General features: G+C 61.3%; 19 protein-coding genes. 13 read left to right on the top strand and 6 right to left on the bottom strand.

The genetic code is table 11. The annotated features are described in order from the left end of the window. The first annotated feature begins 14 nt into the window (after positions 1-14). The 7 genes from AADW22_RS07705 to aat all read left to right on the top strand — a co-directional run bounded on the left by AADW22_RS07705 (position 15) and on the right by aat (position 6595). Positions 15-1046 (top strand): branched-chain amino acid ABC transporter permease, encoded by a 1032-nt coding sequence (locus AADW22_RS07705; protein ID WP_009826721.1) that lies wholly within the window; start codon positions 15-17, stop codon positions 1044-1046. 3 nt (positions 1047-1049) lie between these two features. Next, positions 1050-2258, top strand: a complete 1209-nt coding sequence (locus AADW22_RS07700; protein WP_005852794.1) for a branched-chain amino acid ABC transporter permease — start codon at positions 1050-1052, stop codon at positions 2256-2258. A gap of 15 nt (positions 2259-2273) precedes the next feature. Beyond that, the gene (locus tag AADW22_RS07695) at positions 2274-3038 is read left to right on the top strand and encodes an ABC transporter ATP-binding protein (RefSeq protein ID WP_005852793.1); all 765 of its coding nucleotides are present in this window, start codon (positions 2274-2276) and stop codon (positions 3036-3038) included. 60 nt (positions 3039-3098) lie between these two features. Continuing rightward, positions 3099-3854, top strand: coding sequence for an ABC transporter ATP-binding protein (locus AADW22_RS07690; protein WP_005852792.1), 756 nt, complete (start codon positions 3099-3101; stop codon positions 3852-3854). 249 nt (positions 3855-4103) lie between these two features. Beyond that, positions 4104-4604 (top strand): acetyl-CoA carboxylase biotin carboxyl carrier protein, encoded by a 501-nt coding sequence (accB, locus tag AADW22_RS07685; protein WP_009826719.1) that lies wholly within the window; start codon positions 4104-4106, stop codon positions 4602-4604. 10 nt (positions 4605-4614) lie between these two features. After that, positions 4615-5967 carry an acetyl-CoA carboxylase biotin carboxylase subunit gene (gene accC / locus AADW22_RS07680; protein WP_037962751.1) on the top strand — a complete coding sequence of 451 codons (1353 nt, stop codon included), beginning with the start codon at positions 4615-4617 and terminating at the stop codon, positions 5965-5967. Continuing rightward, positions 5960-6595 (top strand): leucyl/phenylalanyl-tRNA--protein transferase, encoded by a 636-nt coding sequence (gene aat / locus AADW22_RS07675; RefSeq protein ID WP_304950486.1) that lies wholly within the window; start codon positions 5960-5962, stop codon positions 6593-6595. Before accC ends, aat begins: the two co-directional genes overlap by 8 nt. On the opposite strand, the gene AADW22_RS07670 is transcribed toward aat, so the two are convergent. From AADW22_RS07670 to AADW22_RS07650, 5 genes are all read right to left on the bottom strand, one after another. Further along, positions 6559-6912 carry a DUF2155 domain-containing protein gene (locus tag AADW22_RS07670; protein WP_005852788.1) on the bottom strand — a complete coding sequence of 118 codons (354 nt, stop codon included), beginning with the start codon at positions 6910-6912 and terminating at the stop codon, positions 6559-6561. The genes aat and AADW22_RS07670 overlap by 37 nt on opposite strands. 91 nt (positions 6913-7003) lie before the next feature. Next, a complete protein-coding gene (locus AADW22_RS07665) occupies positions 7004-7387 on the bottom strand; it encodes an NADH:ubiquinone oxidoreductase subunit NDUFA12 (protein WP_005852787.1) in 384 nt (127 codons plus the stop codon). Positions 7388-7470: 83 nt separating this feature from the next. Continuing rightward, positions 7471-7830 carry a RidA family protein gene (locus tag AADW22_RS07660; RefSeq protein ID WP_005852785.1) on the bottom strand — a complete coding sequence of 120 codons (360 nt, stop codon included), beginning with the start codon at positions 7828-7830 and terminating at the stop codon, positions 7471-7473. 144 nt (positions 7831-7974) lie between these two features. Beyond that, positions 7975-9240 carry an ATP-dependent Clp protease ATP-binding subunit ClpX gene (gene clpX / locus AADW22_RS07655; protein ID WP_005852783.1) on the bottom strand — a complete coding sequence of 422 codons (1266 nt, stop codon included), beginning with the start codon at positions 9238-9240 and terminating at the stop codon, positions 7975-7977. Between the two features lie 134 nt (positions 9241-9374). Beyond that, complete coding sequence (locus AADW22_RS07650; protein ID WP_009826714.1) at positions 9375-10034, bottom strand: ATP-dependent Clp protease proteolytic subunit; 660 nt, start codon at positions 10032-10034, stop codon at positions 9375-9377. 367 nt (positions 10035-10401) lie between these two features. Here AADW22_RS07650 and AADW22_RS07645 point away from each other — a divergent pair, with 367 nt between their 5' ends. The 3 genes from AADW22_RS07645 to AADW22_RS07635 all read left to right on the top strand — a co-directional run bounded on the left by AADW22_RS07645 (position 10402) and on the right by AADW22_RS07635 (position 13934). Continuing rightward, positions 10402-12432, top strand: a complete 2031-nt coding sequence (locus AADW22_RS07645) for a PhoX family phosphatase (protein ID WP_184582373.1) — start codon at positions 10402-10404, stop codon at positions 12430-12432. A gap of 138 nt (positions 12433-12570) precedes the next feature. Continuing rightward, positions 12571-12885, top strand: coding sequence for a helix-turn-helix transcriptional regulator (locus AADW22_RS07640; RefSeq protein WP_132996782.1), 315 nt, complete (start codon positions 12571-12573; stop codon positions 12883-12885). Next, complete coding sequence (locus AADW22_RS07635; protein WP_407473419.1) at positions 12882-13934, top strand: permease; 1053 nt, start codon at positions 12882-12884, stop codon at positions 13932-13934. The genes AADW22_RS07640 and AADW22_RS07635 overlap by 4 nt, the downstream gene beginning before the upstream one ends. Positions 13935-13949: 15 nt before the next feature. Here the strand turns inward: AADW22_RS07635 and AADW22_RS07630 are convergent, their stop codons facing one another. Beyond that, the gene (locus tag AADW22_RS07630; RefSeq protein WP_407473418.1) at positions 13950-15104 is read right to left on the bottom strand and encodes a zinc ABC transporter substrate-binding protein; all 1155 of its coding nucleotides are present in this window, start codon (positions 15102-15104) and stop codon (positions 13950-13952) included. A gap of 88 nt (positions 15105-15192) precedes the next feature. Between AADW22_RS07630 and AADW22_RS07625 the strand changes: the two genes are divergently transcribed. Genes AADW22_RS07625 through AADW22_RS07615 form a run of 3 tightly spaced genes read left to right on the top strand, consistent with a single transcriptional unit; the run spans position 15193 to position 17256 of the window. Next, entirely contained in the window at positions 15193-15675 is a 483-nt protein-coding gene (locus AADW22_RS07625) for a Fur family transcriptional regulator (protein ID WP_005852777.1), read from the top strand. Continuing rightward, complete coding sequence (locus AADW22_RS07620; protein WP_407473417.1) at positions 15672-16472, top strand: metal ABC transporter ATP-binding protein; 801 nt, start codon at positions 15672-15674, stop codon at positions 16470-16472. Before AADW22_RS07625 ends, AADW22_RS07620 begins: the two co-directional genes overlap by 4 nt. Continuing rightward, positions 16465-17256 (top strand): iron chelate uptake ABC transporter family permease subunit, encoded by a 792-nt coding sequence (locus AADW22_RS07615; RefSeq protein ID WP_180827530.1) that lies wholly within the window; start codon positions 16465-16467, stop codon positions 17254-17256. The genes AADW22_RS07620 and AADW22_RS07615 overlap by 8 nt, the downstream gene beginning before the upstream one ends. Positions 17257-17268: the final 12 nt, after the last annotated feature.

Here is a 17268-nt window from a genome sequence, read left to right as displayed (position 1 = left end):
TCGAGGGCACCGCGATGGACGCCATTCTTTTGCAACTTCTTAACGGGTTGGACAAAGGTTCAGCCTATGCGCTCATCGCGCTTGGTCTGACGTTGATTTTCGGCACGCTGGGTGTCGTGAACTTTGCCCATGGGGCGCTGTTCATGATCGGTGCCTTCTGCGCCGTCACGCTAAGCAAGATTTTCACGCTCAGCCACAAGGCATCGGAACCCTCCGGCGTCGATTTTCTGGGCAAGCCGAAATACGAGGACATTCTCTATATCAAGGACTGGTTCGGAGAGACCGCCGGTGCCTGGATGCTGGATTGGTCCGTTCCCCTGTCGATCCTCTTTGCCGTGCCGATCATGCTGGCCATCGGCTTTGTCATGGAGCGCGGGTTGATCAAACATTTCTACAAGCGCCCCCATGCCGACCAGATCCTCGTGACCTTCGGTCTGGCGATCGTGCTGCAAGAGGTGATCAAGTATTTCTACGGCGCGAACCCGATCCCCACCTCCGCCCCGGAGGCGTTTCGCGGGTCGTTCGACTTTGGCGTGATGCTGGGTTTTGATCCCAATGCGATCATCTACCCCTACTGGCGCCTGATCTATTTCGCCTTCTCGGCGGTCATCATCGGAGGCGTTTTTGCCTTCTTGCAGTTCACCACCTTCGGGATGGTTGTGCGCGCCGGTATGGCCGACCGCGAGACAGTCGGTCTGCTGGGCATCAACATCGACAAACGTTTCACCATCATGTTCGGCATCGCCGCTGCGGTCGCCGGTCTGGCCGGTGTCATGTACGCGCCGATCAATTCGCCCAACTACCACATGGGTATGGATTTTCTGGTGCTGAGCTTTGTGGTCGTCGTGGTCGGCGGCATGGGGTCGCTGCCCGGTGCCGTGCTGGCGGGGTTCTTGCTGGGCATTCTGGAAAGCTTTGCCTCCATGAACGAGGTCAAGAACATCCTGCCCGGCATTGACCAGATCATCATTTACGTTGTCGCGATACTCATCTTGCTGACACGCCCCCGTGGCCTGATGGGCCGCAAAGGCGTGATGGAGGAATAACCCATGCACTCACTCACGAAAAAAGACTTTCTCCTGCTGTTGGTGGTGGCATTCCTGACCATGGCCGCCCCTATCATCCTCAACCCCTTCCCCGCCGGATCAGGGCTGGCGCAGTTCAACGCGGGCTACCCCGACTTGATGCAACGCTTTGTGATCTTTGGCATCTTTGCCATCGGGTTCAACATTCTGTTCGGGTTGACCGGATACCTCTCCTTTGGTCACGCGGCCTTTCTGGGGGTCGGTTCCTACTCTGCCGTGTGGATGATGAAGCTCTTGTCGATGAACGTGATCCCCGCGATCCTTTTGTCGGTGATCGTGGCGGGGCTCTTCTCTGTCGTGATCGGCTTTGTCTCGCTGCGCCGGTCGGGGATCTACTTTTCGATCCTGACGCTGGCCTTTGCGCAGATGTCGTTCAACCTTGCCTATTCGGTGCTGACGCCGATCACCAATGGCGAAACCGGCCTGCAAATCGCGCTGAGCGATCCGCGCATCCTTGATGGGGCGAATGCACCCAGCTACCCCAATCTGTTCGGGGCGCAGATGAATGCGGCGACGACGCTGGATTTCGGGGCATGGTCCTTCACCTTCTCGGTCGGGTATTACCTGTGTGCCGTGATCATGCTGTTGGCGTTCTATATCTCGATCCGCGTGTTCCGTTCGCCTTTCGGCATGATGCTGCGGGCGGTGAAATCGAACCAGCAACGGATGAACTACACGGGCCTGAACACCAAACCCTACACGCTGGCGGCCTTTGTCATCTCTGGCATGTATGCCGGTCTGGCCGGTGGCCTGCTGGCCGCGATGGACCCGCTTGCCGGTGCCGAACGGATGCAGTGGACCGCCTCGGGCGAGGTGGTTCTGATGACCATCCTTGGTGGTGCGGGCACCCTTCTGGGGCCGGTTCTGGGCGCGGGCTTTATCAAGTACTTTGAAAACATCTTTTCCAAGATCAACGATAACGTGCTGCACGGTTGGTTCGCCTTTATGCCCGACGGGCTGGAAGACACGCTGATCACGCTGATCCACCCCTTTGTGGGCAAGGGCTGGCACCTGACGCTGGGTCTGCTGTTCATGCTGGTCGTGATCTTCCTGCCCGGTGGTCTGGTCGAAGGCGGTCAACGTATCGGTCGCGTGTTCCGCCGCAAGGACCGCAACGCCGGATCGGTCGAGGCAGACGCCGCCGCACAACGCAACACACCCCCAGCCGAATAAGAAGGAGCTGAACAGATGGCCATTCTCGAAGTCAAAAATGTCGGCAAACGTTTCGGCGGGTTGCAAGCGCTGAGCGACGTAAACCTCAGCGTCGCGGAAAACTCGGTCCATGCGATCATCGGGCCGAACGGGGCGGGTAAATCCACGCTGCTGAACTGTCTGGTGGGCAAGCTGATCCCCGATACAGGATCGGTCATGTTCGACGGGCAGTCGGTGCTGGGGCGCAAACCCTACGAGATCAACCAGATGGGGATTTCCCGCGTTTTCCAGACGCCCGAGATCTTTGGCGATCTCAGCGTGCAGGAGAACATGATGATCCCCTGCTTTGCCAAACGTGACGGGGCGTTCCAGATGAACGCGCTCACCGCCATGTCGAGCCAACGTGACGTGATCGAAAAAGCCGAGGAGATGCTTGTCGAGATGAAGCTCGCCGACAAGCGCCATATGCACGCGGCCTCTATGTCGCGCGGGGACAAACGTCGGTTGGAAATCGCGATGTGCCTGTCGCAAGACCCGCGCCTGCTGCTGCTGGATGAACCCACAGCGGGCATGGCGCGGGCCGATACCAACAATACCATCGACCTGCTGAAACAGATCAAGGACGAACGCGACATCACCATCGCCATCATCGAACACGACATGCATGTGGTGTTCTCGCTGGCGGAACGGATCACCGTGTTGGCCCAAGGCACCCCGCTGGTCGAAGACACCCCCGACAACATCAAAGGCCACCCCAAGGTGCGCGAGGCGTATTTGGGCGAATCCCAAGACGCCGCCTGACGCACGGGGGTTCCCCCCTCCCGCGTCGCCCCGCACACACGGCTTTGCAAGGACAAGACTATGAACACGAAACCCGATTTCTCGAACAGCGCCAACCACGCCGCTACCGCCCCCGCCTATCTTTCGGTCTGGGACATCCACGCCTATTACGGCGAAAGCTACATCGTGCAGGGCGTCAGCTTTAACGTGCATGAAGGCGAAATTCTGGCGCTTCTGGGCCGCAACGGGGCGGGGAAAACCTCTACCCTGCGGGCCATCGCCCAGATCGGCGACCCCGAGTTGCGCAAAGGCGAGGTCTGGCTGGACCACCAGCCGCTGCACAAGATGGCCAGCCACGAGGCCGCCGCCAACGGTCTGGCGCTGGTCCCCGAAGACCGCCGCATCATCGCGGGTCTCACGGTCGAGGAAAACCTGCAACTGGCGCAGATCGCCCCGCCCATCGGCTGGTCGCTTGACCGCATCTACGAATTATTCCCCCGCCTCAAGGAACGCCGCAAGCAAGAGGGCGTGACCCTGTCGGGCGGCGAGCAACAGATGCTGGCGATTGCCCGTGCGCTGGCCCGTGACATCAAGGTGCTGCTGCTGGATGAACCCTATGAAGGGCTTGCCCCCGTCATCGTGGACGAGATCGAAAAGACCCTGTCGCTGATCAAATCCCAAGGCATCACCACCATTCTGGTCGAACAAAACGCGGTGCGTGCGCTTAAACTCGCGGATCGTGCGGTGATCCTTGATACCGGTGGCGTGGTGTTTGACGGCACCGCCGAAGAGGTGCTGAACAACGCCGAACTGCGTGCCGAATATCTGGCAATCTGACGGCCAAGCCTCTACGCGCGCGGGAAAACCAGACGAAACATATGCTTCACACCGGCATTTTCCCGCGCCCGCGTCCCCCTGTCACACCCCCCATATCCCTCGCCCCGATCCGCTGCCCGATCCCGCGCTTTGCGCGGCCAAGCTTACGTTAGGCAACTGCTTGCTTTTCATGGCTGCGCCCATGCCCTATAAGGCAGCAATTCAAGGGCACAGGCAGCGCCCGATCGACTTAGACTGGCTGAGGAAAATATGACAAAAAACACCCATGACGCCGATGTGGCTTTTATCCAGGCGCTCGCCGAGTTGCTGAATGAAAACGATCTGACCGAATTGCAGGTCAAGCGGGATTACGCCGAGGATGACAGCCTGAATGTGCGCGTCAGCCGTAAACCCCCACAACAAATCGTCGCGCCGCAACAGGCGCAGTCGGCCCCTGCACAATATGCAGCCCCCGCCCCCGCGGCCCCAGCAGCGGCAGCAGCCCCTGCCGCAGACAACAGCGACCCGGCGGATCACCCCGGCGCAGTCGTCTCTCCGATGGTGGGCACCGTCTATATGCAAGCCGAACCCGGCGCGCCCGCCTTTATCTCTGTCGGAACAAGCGTTTCCGAAGGCGACACGCTGTTGATCGTCGAAGCAATGAAAACCATGAACCACATCCCTGCGCCACGCTCCGGCACGGTCAAGCGGATCCTGGTAGAAGACGGCGCCGCCGTTGAATTCGGCGCGCCTTTGGTGATCCTGGAATAAGGCGAAACCCATGTTCAAAAAAATCCTAGTCGCAAACCGCGGCGAGATCGCGTTGCGCGTGATCCGTGCGGCCCGCGAGATGGGCATCGGGTCTGTCGCCGTCCATTCGACGGCTGACAGCGATGCGATGCATGTGCGCATGGCAGACGAATCTGTCTGCATCGGCCCGCCCTCTTCGCAGCAATCCTATCTGTCGATCCCGTCGATCATCGCCGCCTGCGAGATCACCGGAGCCGAAGCGATCCACCCCGGATACGGTTTCTTGTCGGAGAACGCGGGCTTTGTGCAGATCGTCGAAGACCACGACCTGACCTTCATCGGCCCCACAGCGGAACACATCCGCATCATGGGCGACAAGATCACCGCCAAAGACACCATGAAAGAGCTTGGCGTGCCCTGCGTTCCCGGTTCTGACGGCGGCGTGCCCACATTGGCCGACGCCAAGCGTATCGGCGAGGAAATCGGCTATCCGGTGATCATCAAGGCGACCGCCGGTGGCGGTGGCAAGGGCATGAAAGTGGCGCAATCCGCCGCTGAAATGGAACGTGCCTTCATGACCGCCCGCGCCGAGGGTAAATCGAACTTTGGCAATGACGAAGTCTATATCGAGAAATACCTGACCACACCGCGCCACATCGAGATTCAGGTCTTTGGCGACGGCAAGGGCCGTGCTGTCCACCTGGGCGAGCGTGACTGTTCGCTGCAACGCCGTCACCAGAAAGTTTTCGAAGAGGCCCCCGGCCCGTCGATCACCGCCGAAGAACGCGCGCGGATCGGCAAAGTCTGTGCCGATGCGATGGCCAACATCAACTACATCGGTGCCGGCACGATCGAATTCCTCTATGAAAACGGCGAGTTCTACTTCATCGAGATGAACACGCGTTTGCAGGTAGAACACCCTGTGACCGAAGGCATCTTCGGGGTCGATCTGGTGCGTGAACAGATCCGCGTTGCTGCCGGTATGGACATGTCCTTTACCCAAGAAGACCTGCAGATCAACGGCCACGCGATCGAGGTCCGGATCAACGCCGAGAAACTGCCGAACTTCTCGCCCTGCCCGGGCAAGATCACGCAGTATCACGCCCCAGGCGGGCTTGGTGTGCGGATGGATAGTGCGCTGTATGACGGCTATAAGATCCCGCCCTATTACGACAGCCTGATCGGCAAGCTCATCGTCCACGGGCGCGACCGCCCCGAAGCGCTGGCGCGTCTGCGTCGCGCCTTGGGCGAGCTGATCGTGGATGGGGTCGACACCACGGTGCCGCTGTTTCATGCGCTGCTGGACGAACAGGACGTGCTGACAGGGGACTATAACATCCACTGGCTAGAGCATTGGCTTGAAACCAACCTGGGCAATGCCTGACCTCACGCCCGAGCTGTTATTACACGGCTATTCCATCGGGATTTTCCCCATGGCCGAACACCGCGACGACCCAGAGATTTTCTGGGTCGATCCGCGGCGTCGGGGTGTATTTCCCCTCGACGGGTTCCATATCTCGCGGTCCCTGTCGCGCGCGATGCGGCGCACGCGCTTTACCATTACCACCAACACAGCGTTCAACGACGTTGTCACCGGCTGCGCCGACCGCGCCGACACCTGGATCAACGCCGAGATTTTCAGCCTTTACGCCCAGTTACACGCGCTTGGTCATGCCCACGCCCTTGAGGTCTGGGAGGATGACATGCTGGTGGGCGGGGTTTATGGCGTCACGCTGGGGCGTGCGTTCTTTGGCGAAAGCATGTTTTCAAGGCGCGACAACGCGTCCAAGATCGCGCTGGCCTGTCTGGTAGACCGGCTGAACCGCGGCGGGTTCACCCTGTTTGACACGCAGTTCCTGACCCCGCATCTGGCGTCCCTTGGCGCGCAAGAGATCACCCGCGCGGCCTATCACGCACGGCTAGAGATGGCGATGATGAAAACGGCAGATTTCACAGCGCCCGCTGCGGCCAGCGCTCAGGACGTAGTGCAGCGGATGACCCAGATGTCGTAGCGCGGATGCTCCAGCGCCGACAACGCGGGGGCAGAGGCGATCATCCAGCCTGCAAAAAGCCGGTTCTCGTCGCCCGTCTCGACGATCTCGAGCTCGGCATAGGCGTCGCCCGCAGGGTTGCCCGACGGATAGCGACATTCGTTCATCGTCACATTCAGATTGCCCACGCGCGCGGTTTCGCCACGGCGCATTTCAACGTCACGCGACACACCCGATACCTTGTCGAGCGCGCGCAAAACTCCGCCTTCAGCGCTGGCCACCTGCTGTGCCTGCACCGGTGCGGCCATTATGGCGAGCATCATCAATATCTTGCGCATCACATGGGTTCCTTGAAGGTCAATGGGCGTCGCCAGCACAGCCAGGCCACCGCAGCAGCGCGCGCCCGATCATGGGGCGCGCGCGTGGCGTTTATTCGGGCTGCCACGCCTCGTAGTCACCACGGTCCGCAGGCTTCTCGCGGCGGATCGATCCGGCGGGCGCATAGGCCAGGGCGGTGCCGGTCAGGTTCTCTTGGTGGGGCTTTTCCCAGGTCTTATGCGCCAGCGGACGCGCCTCGGGGGTTTCATCCCACGAATGGTGCAGCCAGCCGTGCCAATCCGCGTTGACGCGCGTCGCCTCGATCTCGCCGTTGAAGATCACCCAGCGTTTGCTGCTGTCCGCGTTGCGGTAGTACACATTGCCCTCGGCGTCTTCGCCGACCTTGATGCCCTTGCGCCACGTGAACAGTTGCGTGTTCAGCGTCTGGCCGTTCCACCAGGTCACGCCGCGCAAAAGAGAGTTGAGAATGCCCATAGAGGTCTCCTGAAGCTTTGATGGATATATGCACCAAGGCCGCGCAAAGGTCTAGCGGGCTTCGGGGCACATAGCCGCGGTTTTCAGCCGGGTAGGCAGGCGGTGACTTCGATTTCGATGCGGTATTTGTCGTCGATCAGCCCGCATTCGATCATTGTCGCAGCAGGCGGCGCGTCGCCAAAGACCTCGGACAGGATCGGCCAGCAGGGTTCGAACTCTGCACGGTCGGGCAGATAATAGTTCACGCGCACCACATCCGCCATGGTGCAGCCTGCCTCGCGCAGGGCCCCTTCGATGGTCGCAAGGGCGGCGCGGCACTGGTCGGTCACGGTATCGCCCTGCCCCACGGTGCCCGCCACATGGACAAAGCCCCCCGCCACAACGGCGCGGCAGTAGCCGATTTTGGCTTCGAATTCACCGCCGGAAAAAATACGTCTTGTCATGATGCGCCTCTTGTCTGTCATGCCTGCCCCTGTCAAAGCGCCTGCCCTTGCGAAGGTCAAGCGACAAAGCGGCGGCCCCCTGCCAGATACGAAAAAGGCGCGCCATCGCTGGCGCGCCTTGATCAGTTAACATGCATGCGATGCCTAGCCGGCGGTTGCAGGCTCTTTCTCGGCGTCGGCGTGGATCATCAGCGGTGCCGCGTCAGAGGTCACCGCCTCTTCGTTCACGACCACCTCGGTGACGCTGTCCATGCCAGGCAGATCGAACATCGTGTTCAGCAAGATGTCTTCGAGGATAGAACGCAAACCACGGGCACCGGTTTTGCGTTCGATGGCGCGTTTCGCGATCGCCAACAGCGCGTCATCGGTAAAGGTCAGCTGCGTATCCTCGATCTCGAACAAGCGCTGGTACTGTTTGACCAACGCGTTTTTCGGTTCGGTCAGTATGGTGACCAGCGCGTCCTCGTCCAGATCCTCAAGCGTCGCCAGAACCGGCAGACGGCCCACGAATTCAGGGATCAAGCCGAATTTCAGCAGATCTTCCGGTTCGAGGTCGGTGAAAATCTCGCCAATGCCGCGGGCATCCTGATCGCGCACATCGGCACCAAAGCCCATAGCCGACCCTTTACCGCGCGCGGCAATGATCCGGTCCAGACCGGCGAAAGCACCGCCGCAGATGAACAGGATGTTCGTGGTATCCACCTGCAGGAATTCCTGCTGCGGATGCTTGCGCCCGCCCTGTGGCGGGACAGAGGCCACGGTGCCTTCCATCAGTTTTAGCAAGGCTTGCTGCACGCCTTCGCCGCTCACATCACGGGTGATGCTCGGGTTTTCGGATTTGCGCGTGATTTTATCAACTTCGTCGATATAGACGATGCCGCGCTGTGCGCGCTCGACATTGTATTCGGACGCCTGCAACAGCTTGAGAATAATGTTTTCAACATCTTCCCCGACATAGCCCGCTTCGGTCAGTGTCGTCGCATCGGCCATGGTAAAGGGCACATCCAGAATACGCGCCAGCGTTTGCGCCAGCAGCGTCTTACCGCAGCCCGTGGGCCCGATCAGCAGGATGTTGGATTTCGCCAGCTCGATGTCCCCACCCTTCTGGGCGTGGTTCAGACGTTTATAGTGGTTGTGCACGGCAACCGACAGCACCCGTTTGGCCATCGCCTGCCCGATCACGTAATCGTCCAGAACATCACAGATGTCTTTCGGGGTCGGCACACCATCGGTGGCTTTCAGCCCCGAGGCTTTGGTTTCCTCGCGGATGATATCCATGCAAAGTTCGACACATTCGTCACAAATGAAGACAGTCGGACCTGCAATCAGCTTGCGCACCTCATGCTGACTTTTGCCACAAAAGCTGCAATAAAGTGTGTTCTTGCTGTCGCCGCTCGAAGTATTAGCCATTTCAACCCTTTCAGGTCTGTCGTTTGATCGTGTCCGCCATAGGGCAGCCATCTATATATTTTTTTGCTCGGTGCCAGCTTAGGCCAGCGGTGCGTGGTCCACAATCGCAAAATAACGGGCCACGCACGCCTTATTTACTTGCCTTTTTTGTCGCCATCTTTTGGCGCATCAGGATCATCCATCTTGCCGCGGTTCTCGACGATCTCGTCGATCAGGCCCCAGTCTTTGGCTTCTTCGGGCGACATGAAGTTGTCACGCTCAAGCGCTGCTTCGACTTTTTCCAGCGGCTGGCCGGTGTGTTTGACATAGATCTCGTTCAGGCGCGTTTTCAGCTTTTGCGTTTCCTGCGCGTGAATCATGATGTCCGTCGCCTGACCCTGATACCCGCCGGAGGGCTGGTGGACCATAACGCGGCTGTTGGGCAGCGAGAATCGCATGCCTTTTTCGCCCGCTTGCAGCAACAGCGACCCCATGGATGCCGCCTGCCCGATGACCAGCGTGGACACCTTCGGTTTGATGTACTGCATCGTGTCGTAGATCGACAGGCCAGAGGTCACAACGCCGCCGGGGCTGTTGATATACATGGAAATTTCCTTGGAGGGGTTCTCTGCCTCGAGGTGCAGAAGCTGCGCCACGATCAGCGATGACATGCCGTCATGCACAGGCCCGTTAAGGAAAATGATCCGCTCTTTCAGCAGACGCGAGAAGATGTCGTACGCACGTTCGCCCCGGCTGGTTTGTTCAACCACCATAGGGACCAGCGTGTTCATATATGTATCATGTGGATCGTTCATAAAGCCTGCCTGATATTGCCGTTCGCCGGACCATACCCGCGAAACCTTGGCTTAAGATTAATCGCGCCACCTAGGGGGTTCAAGGGGGGCAGGACCGATCATCCCCTTGGCTTTGGATTTGGCCCTGCGCCACCGCCCTGCCCCGCTGATCTGTGCTGCGGATACCGGCAGCCGATTTTCGCCCACATCCTGCCCGTTCCTGCGCTAAGGTGGCGCGCAACACAGCCCACCGCCGCGCGCCCTGTCACAGAACTGTCATGAAAGCGGAACACGTTTGTAGCACATCGCGACGACATAAGGCGCAACCGCGAGTCACCTCGCCAAACGCAATGCCAGACGCACTGCCCGACACAATAAAGGAATAGCCATGACACGTCGCCAAATCCTCGATGATCCCGAAATCGGCAACAAGGCCGAAGCTTTCGAAGCCTTCGACGACATCCCCACCAACCCCAATCTGCAGCGCACCATCGGCGATGTGATCAACGCGCGCTACGGACGCCGCGACATCTTGCGCGGCATGCTGGGGGTCACGGCGACAACCGCATTGTTCGGCACCTCGGCAATGGTCGCACCGCGTCAGGCAAGTGCCGCCACCGCGGACAGCCGCTATGTCTTTGACGAACTGGCATGGGGCAATGACGAAACCCATCATGTGGCCGACGGCTATGACGCCAATGTGCTGCTGCGGTGGGGCGATCCGATCACCGCCGACGCGCCCGAATTCGACGTGATGAACCAGACCGCGGCGGCGCAGCTTAAGCAGTTCGGCTATAACAATGACTACGTGGGCTTTGTCCCGCTGAATGACGACGGCAGCCGCGGGTTGCTTTGTGTGAACCACGAATACACCAACGAAGAGGTGATGTTCCCCGGACTTGGCCGTCAGGACCGCGCGCAATTTTCCGGCATGACGCCCGCGCTCATCGACATTGAAATGGCCGCCCACGGTGGTTCGGTGGTCGAGATCGCCAAGGACGACGCCGGGGTCTGGCAGGTGGTGCGCGACGGCAAGATGAACCGCCGCATCACTCCGCTGGACACCGCGATGACCATCGACGGCCCCGCCGCGGGCCATGCGCGGATGAAGACCAACGACGACCCCGACGGGGTGAATGTGATCGGCACGCTGAACAACTGCGCGGGCGGGCTGACCCCTTGGGGGACGTGGCTCATGGCCGAAGAGAACTTCCACGGCTATTTCTGGAGCGACCAACTGGACGCCGACGGCAAACCCGTGATCGCCGATGACCATCCCGAAGCCGCGTCCTACAAACGCTATGGCGTGCCGGGCATGTGGTACGCCTGGGGCGCGCAATACGACCGTTTCAACATCGATAAAGAGCCTCTCGCCCCCAATAAATTCGGCTGGGTGGTCGAGGTGGACCCGATGGACCCGACCTCTACCCCCGTCAAACACACCGCTTTGGGCCGCTTCCGCCACGAAGGTGCGGAAACCACGGTCAGCAGTGACGGGCGTCTGGTGATCTATATGGGCGACGACAACCGCTTTGATTACCAGTATAAATACGTCTCGGGGGGCAAAGTCTCGGACGACCGGGCGGCCAACGCCAAACTGCTGAGCGACGGCACGCTTTATGTCGCGCGCTTTGACGAGGACGGCACGGTGACCTGGCTGCCCCTGACCCACGGCACAGGCCCGCTGACGGCTGAAAACGGCTTCAATGACCAAGGCGACGTGATGATCGACACGCGGATCGCCGCCGATCTGCTGGGCGCGACCCCGATGGACCGCCCCGAAGACGCGCAGCCCCGTGGTGACGGCACGGCCTATATCATGCTGACAAACAACACAAAACGCACAGAGGATGAGGTAAACGCCGCCAACCCGCGTGCCGACAGCAGCTTTGGCCACATCATCGAGATCAAGGAAGACGGCGGCAACCACGCGGCGACGCAGGGGCGCTGGTCGATCCTTGTGAAATGCGGTGATCCATCGGTGTCGGACGTGGGCGCACAATGGAACCCCGAAACCTCTGAAAACGGGTGGTTCGGCAGCCCCGACAACTGCGCTATCGACGCCGATGGTCGCCTGTGGGTCAGCACGGATCAGGGCAGCAACTGGGCCAAGACGGGCAAGTCGGACGGGCTCTATGCGGTCGAAACCGAAGGCGAGGCGCGCGGCACGTCCAAGCTGTTCTTCCGCTGCCCCGTCGGCGGCGAGATGTGCGGCCCCTACTTTACCGACGACGGCGAGACGCTGTTTGTCGCCGTGCAACACCCCGGCACGGACGGGACCAAGAACATCCCCGGGTTCGAGCGTGAAAGCACCTTTGAAGATCCCGCCACCCGCTGGCCCGATTTTGACCCCAAGATGCCCCCGCGCCCTGCGGTGGTTGTGGTCACCAAACAGGGCGGCGGCAAGATCGCCGTCTGACGCCCCGACCCTATTCCAACCAAATTCATTTCAAAATCTCTGCGCCCAAGGGTTCCCCCCCTTGGGCGCAATTTCTTTGTCGCACCGGTAAATGCGAATCATCTTTACAAAACTAGTTTTATAGTTTTGTTTGGCGCTATGACAGAACATCAAACAACTGCCCGCGCCCTCGCCGCCCTTGGCCATGATACCCGCCTCGCGATCTTTCGCCTGCTTGTCCGCGCCGGTGAAGACGCGCTGACCGTGGGAGAGATCGGTGCCCATCTGAACGCGGCCCCCTCCACCCTTGCCCATCACCTTGGGGCATTGGTCGATGCGGGGTTGATCATCCAGCGCCGCGACGGGCGCAACATCGTCAACCGCGTCGATTTCGACGTGATGCGGGCCACGCTTTCGTTTCTCACCTCGGAATGCTGCACCGGCGTTTCGCTTAAGAAGGAGTCCGCCGCATGACCGACCTGCCCCACCCCGCGCGCAGCCCGCTCAGGTCGCTGGCCCATCACATCTGGACGCGAGAACGCGTGTGGCTCGTCTGTATCGCGGTGCTGGCCGCTGTCGCAGCGCTCGATGCGCCGCTTGCCGTGACCAGCGTGCACTTCACCGCGACCAACCTGCTGGATGTCGCGCCGTTTCTGATCCTGTCCATCGCGGTTGCCGCCTACGCGGGAGCCACGGGAGCCGACGGGCTGATCGCGCGCGCCTTTACCGGATCACCCGCCGTGATGATCGCCATTGCAGCACTGGCCGGCGGGGTGTCGCCCTTCTGTTCATGCGGAGTGATCCCCTTGATCGCGGCGCAGCTGGCGATGGGGGTGCCCCTGTCCGCCGTCATGGCCTTCTGGCTGGCGTCGCCCGTCATGGACCCGTCAATGTTCGTGCTGACCACCGGCGTTCTGGGGGTGGAGTTCGCGGTGGCCAAGACCATCGCGGCCGTCGGGCTCGGAGTGTTTGGCGGGATCATCGTGCATCTGCTGTCCCGCGCGGGTAGCTTGACCGACCCGCTGCGCGACGGCGTGGGCAATGGCGGCTGTGGCGCGTCGAAGGTCCGCACAACGCACCCCGTGGTTTGGGCCTTCTGGCACGACAAGACGCGATCCGCCAAATTCCTGCGCGAGGCCGCCAAGACCACGATCTTCCTGACCAAATGGCTGACGCTGGCGTTCCTGCTGGAAAGCCTCATGCTGGCGTGGATTCCCGCAGAGCTGGTGACCCGCGCCCTTGGCGGTAGCGGGCTGGCCCCGATCGGGATCGCGACCTTGGTGGGGGTGCCGGCCTATCTGAACGGCTATGCCGCGCTGCCGCTGGTAGGCGGGCTGATCGGACAGGGCATGGCCCCCGGTGCAGGTCTGTCGTTTCTGGTCGCGGGCGGGGTGACCTCCCTGCCCGCGGCCATCGCCGTCTGGGCCTTGGTCAAACGCCCTGTCTTCGCGCTGTATATCGGGATCGCACTGACAGGATCATTTGCCTCGGGGCTGCTGTTTCAACTTTGGGCGTCGCTGTGACGCCCGAAGCGGGGCTTATTCTGCCAGACAGCTGGTAAAAGCTGCTGCCAGATCGCGCAGCAAAGCGGGGTACATGTCCACCCCCGGCTCAAGCGCGGCGCCAATCGGATCAAGCGAGGCGGATTTCAGCGCCGTGCCGTCTTGGAGTGCGTCAACCAGACCGGCGTTGAACTGGGGCTCCGTAAAGACGCAAGCGGCCTGCGTGTCCTTTACCACATCGCGTACCTCAGCCAGACGCGCGGCACTGGGGGCGGCCCCATCGCTCAGCGAGATCGCAGCACTTGCCTCGACATCAAAGCGGGCTTCGAAATAGTGATAAGCGTCGTGGAAGACGACAAACTTCTGTCCCCGAAGCGGCGTCAGCTCGGCCTGAATATCGGCTTGAAGATCTACCAGCTGCGCTTGGGCCTGCGCAGCGTTATCTGCGTAAAGCGCTGCGTTTTCAGGGTCTTGCGCGGACAAGCTTGCAGCGATGGCATCCAACCAGACCATTGCGTTTTGCGGATCCAGCCAGATATGCGGGTCCAGCGCGCCGGGTGCATGATTGTGCCCTTCGTGGGCGTCTGCCTCTTCATGTGCGTCATGGTCGTGGTCATCGTGATCTGCGTGGTCATCGTGATCTTTGTGGTCGTCATGGCCTTCGTGGTCGGCATGGTCGTGCCCTTCATGGTCCCCGTGATCTTCATGCGCGCCGTGGTCGTGACCCTCGTGATCCTCGTGGTCGCCATGACCTTCGTGAGCCGAATGGTCGTGCCCTTCGTGATCATCGTGATCATCGTGATCATCGTGCCCTTCATGATCTCCGTGATCATGGGCTTCGAACGCAACGCCGCTGCGGTTGGTCAGCAGGCGGATACCCTCTACGTCTTGCAAGGTCAGACGTTCGGCCCCCTGCGCCAGACTGCTCATCGGCTCTTCGAGCCACGGGGCCAGCGACGGACCGACCCAGACCACCAGATCGGCCTTGGCCACCGCGCGCGCCTCGCTGGGGCGCATGGCATAGCTGTGGGGTGACGCGCCGGGCGGGATGATCAGATCGGGGCTGCCTGCACCCTGCATGACCATAGAAACCAACGAATGTACCGGCGCGATATCGGTGGCGACACGGGGCACCTCTGCATGGGCCAGACCGGCAGAGAAAAGAAGGGTTGTGCAAAGCAGGCGGCGCATTGGCGGGCTCCTATTAACGTTATACTATAACCTTGATAGATCACACGTTATAACATATCAACACCGAACCCTGCTACGGAGGCGAAATATGTCGACCATTGGATTTGAAACGCATGATCACGGGGCCTGCGTCGACGACGCGATGGCCGCCGCAGAGGCGCGTTGCGCGGCCTCGGACCTTCGGCTGACACCGATACGTCGCCGCGTGCTGGAACTGCTGCTGGCCGAACACCGCGCCTTGGGGGCCTATGATATTCTGGGGCATCTCTCTGCCGAAGGCCTCGGGGCGCAGCCGCCCGTCGCCTATCGCGCGCTGGACTTTCTGGTGAAAGCGGGGCTTGCCCACCGGATCGAGGCGTTGAACGCCTATATCGCCTGCAGCCACGTCGGTGCCGATCACACGCCGGCCTTCCTGATCTGCCGCAGTTGCCAATCGGTTGCCGAAAGCGACACGACGCTGACCCAAGGGCGTTTGGGCGATGCGGCCCGCGCGGCGGGATTCCAGATTGAACGCACGGTGATCGAGGCGCAGGGCCTCTGCCCCTCCTGTCAGGACGGAGCCACCGCATGAGCCTGATCGCCACCCGGAACCTGACCCTGCGCATTGGCGGGCAAACGGTGCTGCGCGACGTTGATATCGCCGTAGAGCGCGGCGAGATCGTGACCATCGTCGGCCCCAACGGGTCGGGCAAGTCGAGCTTGCTGCGGGCGTTGATCGGCGCGCTGAAACCCGCGTCGGGGACGATCACCCGTGCTGCGGACCTGCGCATCGGCTATGTCCCGCAAAAGCTGCAAATCGACGCGACGCTACCGCTGACGGTGCATGGCTTTTTGAACCTGCCCCGCCGCCAGCCCCGCGAGACCATCGCGCAGGCGCTGCTACAGGCGGGGGTCACGGATCTGGCGAAAAAGCAGATGACCGACTTGTCGGGCGGCCAGTTCCAGCGCGTATTGCTGGCGCGGGCCCTGCTGAACAAACCCCATATCCTGATCCTCGACGAGGCGACGCAGGGGCTGGATCAACCCGGCTCTGCCGCGTTTTACCGCCAGATCGAAGAGGTGCGCCGCGACATGGGCTGTGCCGTCTTGATGGTCAGCCACGATCTGCATGTGGTGATGGCGGCTTCGGATCGTGTGCTGTGCCTGAACGGTCATGTCTGCTGCGAAGGCACCCCCGAGATCGTCGCCGATGCGCCGGAATACCGCGCGTTGTTCGGCACTGGCACCCAAGGGGCGCTGGCGCTTTACCGGCACGAACATTCGCATTCGCATGATCATAGCCACATGCACGACCACACCCACGACCATGCGCAGGGCCATACCCATGGTGCCGGCTGCAACCACGCCCATGGGGACCAAGATGCTTGATGACTTTTTGATACGTGCCGGGCTTGCCGGTATCGGTGTGGCCTTTGCGGCCGCGCCTTTGGGCTGTTTCGTCGTCTGGCGGCGCATGGCCTATTTCGGGGATGCGACCTCGCATGCGGCGTTGCTGGGGGTCGCGCTGGCCTTGGCGTTCGAGCTGCCGATTTTCGCGGGGGTGCTGCTGGTGGCCCTGTCGATGGCGCTGATTGTGACGGCGCTGAACGGGCGCAGCCTTGGCACGGATACGCTGCTGGGGGTGCTGGCCCACGGGGCGCTGGCCATCGGCCTTGTGGCGGTGTCGCTGCTGCCGAACCAGCGCGTCGACCTCAGCGCCTATCTGTTCGGAGAGATCCTGGCCGTGACCAAGACCGATCTTGCGATCATCTGGAGCGGCGCCGTCCTGTCGATCGCGCTGCTGGTCTGGCGCTGGCAGGCATTGCTGTCGTCCACGCTGAACCCCGATCTGGCGACGGCCAGCGGGGTCAATCCGCGCCGTGAACAGCTGATATTGACGCTGGCGCTGGCAGTGACGGTCGCGGTCGCGATCAAGGTGGTCGGCGCGCTGCTGATCGCGGCGATGCTGATCATCCCCGCCGCCGCCGCCCGTCCCTTTGCCCGCACGCCCGAAGTCATGGCCATGGCGGCCTGTATCATCGGGATGATCGCCGCCTTGGGCGGGCTGGCCGCGTCCTTCACGCTCGACACGCCGACGGGGCCCAGCATCGTCAGCGTGGCGGCGGTGCTGTTCATGCTGTCCTCTGGCGTGGCCCCGTTGCTGAAACGCTAGGCGCTGATCTGC

This window comes from Sulfitobacter sp. PM12 (assembly GCF_045586035.1).
In the GTDB taxonomy this organism is placed as follows: domain Bacteria; phylum Pseudomonadota; class Alphaproteobacteria; order Rhodobacterales; family Rhodobacteraceae; genus Sulfitobacter; species Sulfitobacter pontiacus.
The sequence above is the reverse complement of the archived record's forward strand: the minus strand, read 5'-3'. Positions and strand labels throughout refer to the sequence as shown.

Excerpts from the sequence above, each read along its gene's own strand:
- AADW22_RS07705 (WP_009826721.1), top strand. The coding sequence starts at position 15 with ATGGACGCCATTCTTTTGCAACTTCTTAACGGGTTGGACAAAGGTTCA.
- AADW22_RS07700 (WP_005852794.1), top strand. The coding sequence starts at position 1,050 with ATGCACTCACTCACGAAAAAAGACTTTCTCCTGCTGTTGGTGGTGGCA.
- AADW22_RS07695 (WP_005852793.1), top strand. The coding sequence starts at position 2,274 with ATGGCCATTCTCGAAGTCAAAAATGTCGGCAAACGTTTCGGCGGGTTG.
- AADW22_RS07690 (WP_005852792.1), top strand. The coding sequence starts at position 3,099 with ATGAACACGAAACCCGATTTCTCGAACAGCGCCAACCACGCCGCTACC.
- accB (WP_009826719.1), top strand. The coding sequence starts at position 4,104 with ATGACAAAAAACACCCATGACGCCGATGTGGCTTTTATCCAGGCGCTC.
- accC (WP_037962751.1), top strand. The coding sequence starts at position 4,615 with ATGTTCAAAAAAATCCTAGTCGCAAACCGCGGCGAGATCGCGTTGCGC.
- aat (WP_304950486.1), top strand. The coding sequence starts at position 5,960 with ATGCCTGACCTCACGCCCGAGCTGTTATTACACGGCTATTCCATCGGG.
- AADW22_RS07670 (WP_005852788.1), bottom strand. The coding sequence starts at position 6,912 with ATGCGCAAGATATTGATGATGCTCGCCATAATGGCCGCACCGGTGCAG.
- AADW22_RS07665 (WP_005852787.1), bottom strand. The coding sequence starts at position 7,387 with ATGGGCATTCTCAACTCTCTTTTGCGCGGCGTGACCTGGTGGAACGGC.
- AADW22_RS07660 (WP_005852785.1), bottom strand. The coding sequence starts at position 7,830 with ATGACAAGACGTATTTTTTCCGGCGGTGAATTCGAAGCCAAAATCGGC.
- clpX (WP_005852783.1), bottom strand. The coding sequence starts at position 9,240 with ATGGCTAATACTTCGAGCGGCGACAGCAAGAACACACTTTATTGCAGC.
- AADW22_RS07650 (WP_009826714.1), bottom strand. The coding sequence starts at position 10,034 with ATGAACGATCCACATGATACATATATGAACACGCTGGTCCCTATGGTG.
- AADW22_RS07645 (WP_184582373.1), top strand. The coding sequence starts at position 10,402 with ATGACACGTCGCCAAATCCTCGATGATCCCGAAATCGGCAACAAGGCC.
- AADW22_RS07640 (WP_132996782.1), top strand. The coding sequence starts at position 12,571 with ATGACAGAACATCAAACAACTGCCCGCGCCCTCGCCGCCCTTGGCCAT.
- AADW22_RS07635 (WP_407473419.1), top strand. The coding sequence starts at position 12,882 with ATGACCGACCTGCCCCACCCCGCGCGCAGCCCGCTCAGGTCGCTGGCC.
- AADW22_RS07630 (WP_407473418.1), bottom strand. The coding sequence starts at position 15,104 with ATGCGCCGCCTGCTTTGCACAACCCTTCTTTTCTCTGCCGGTCTGGCC.
- AADW22_RS07625 (WP_005852777.1), top strand. The coding sequence starts at position 15,193 with ATGTCGACCATTGGATTTGAAACGCATGATCACGGGGCCTGCGTCGAC.
- AADW22_RS07620 (WP_407473417.1), top strand. The coding sequence starts at position 15,672 with ATGAGCCTGATCGCCACCCGGAACCTGACCCTGCGCATTGGCGGGCAA.
- AADW22_RS07615 (WP_180827530.1), top strand. The coding sequence starts at position 16,465 with ATGCTTGATGACTTTTTGATACGTGCCGGGCTTGCCGGTATCGGTGTG.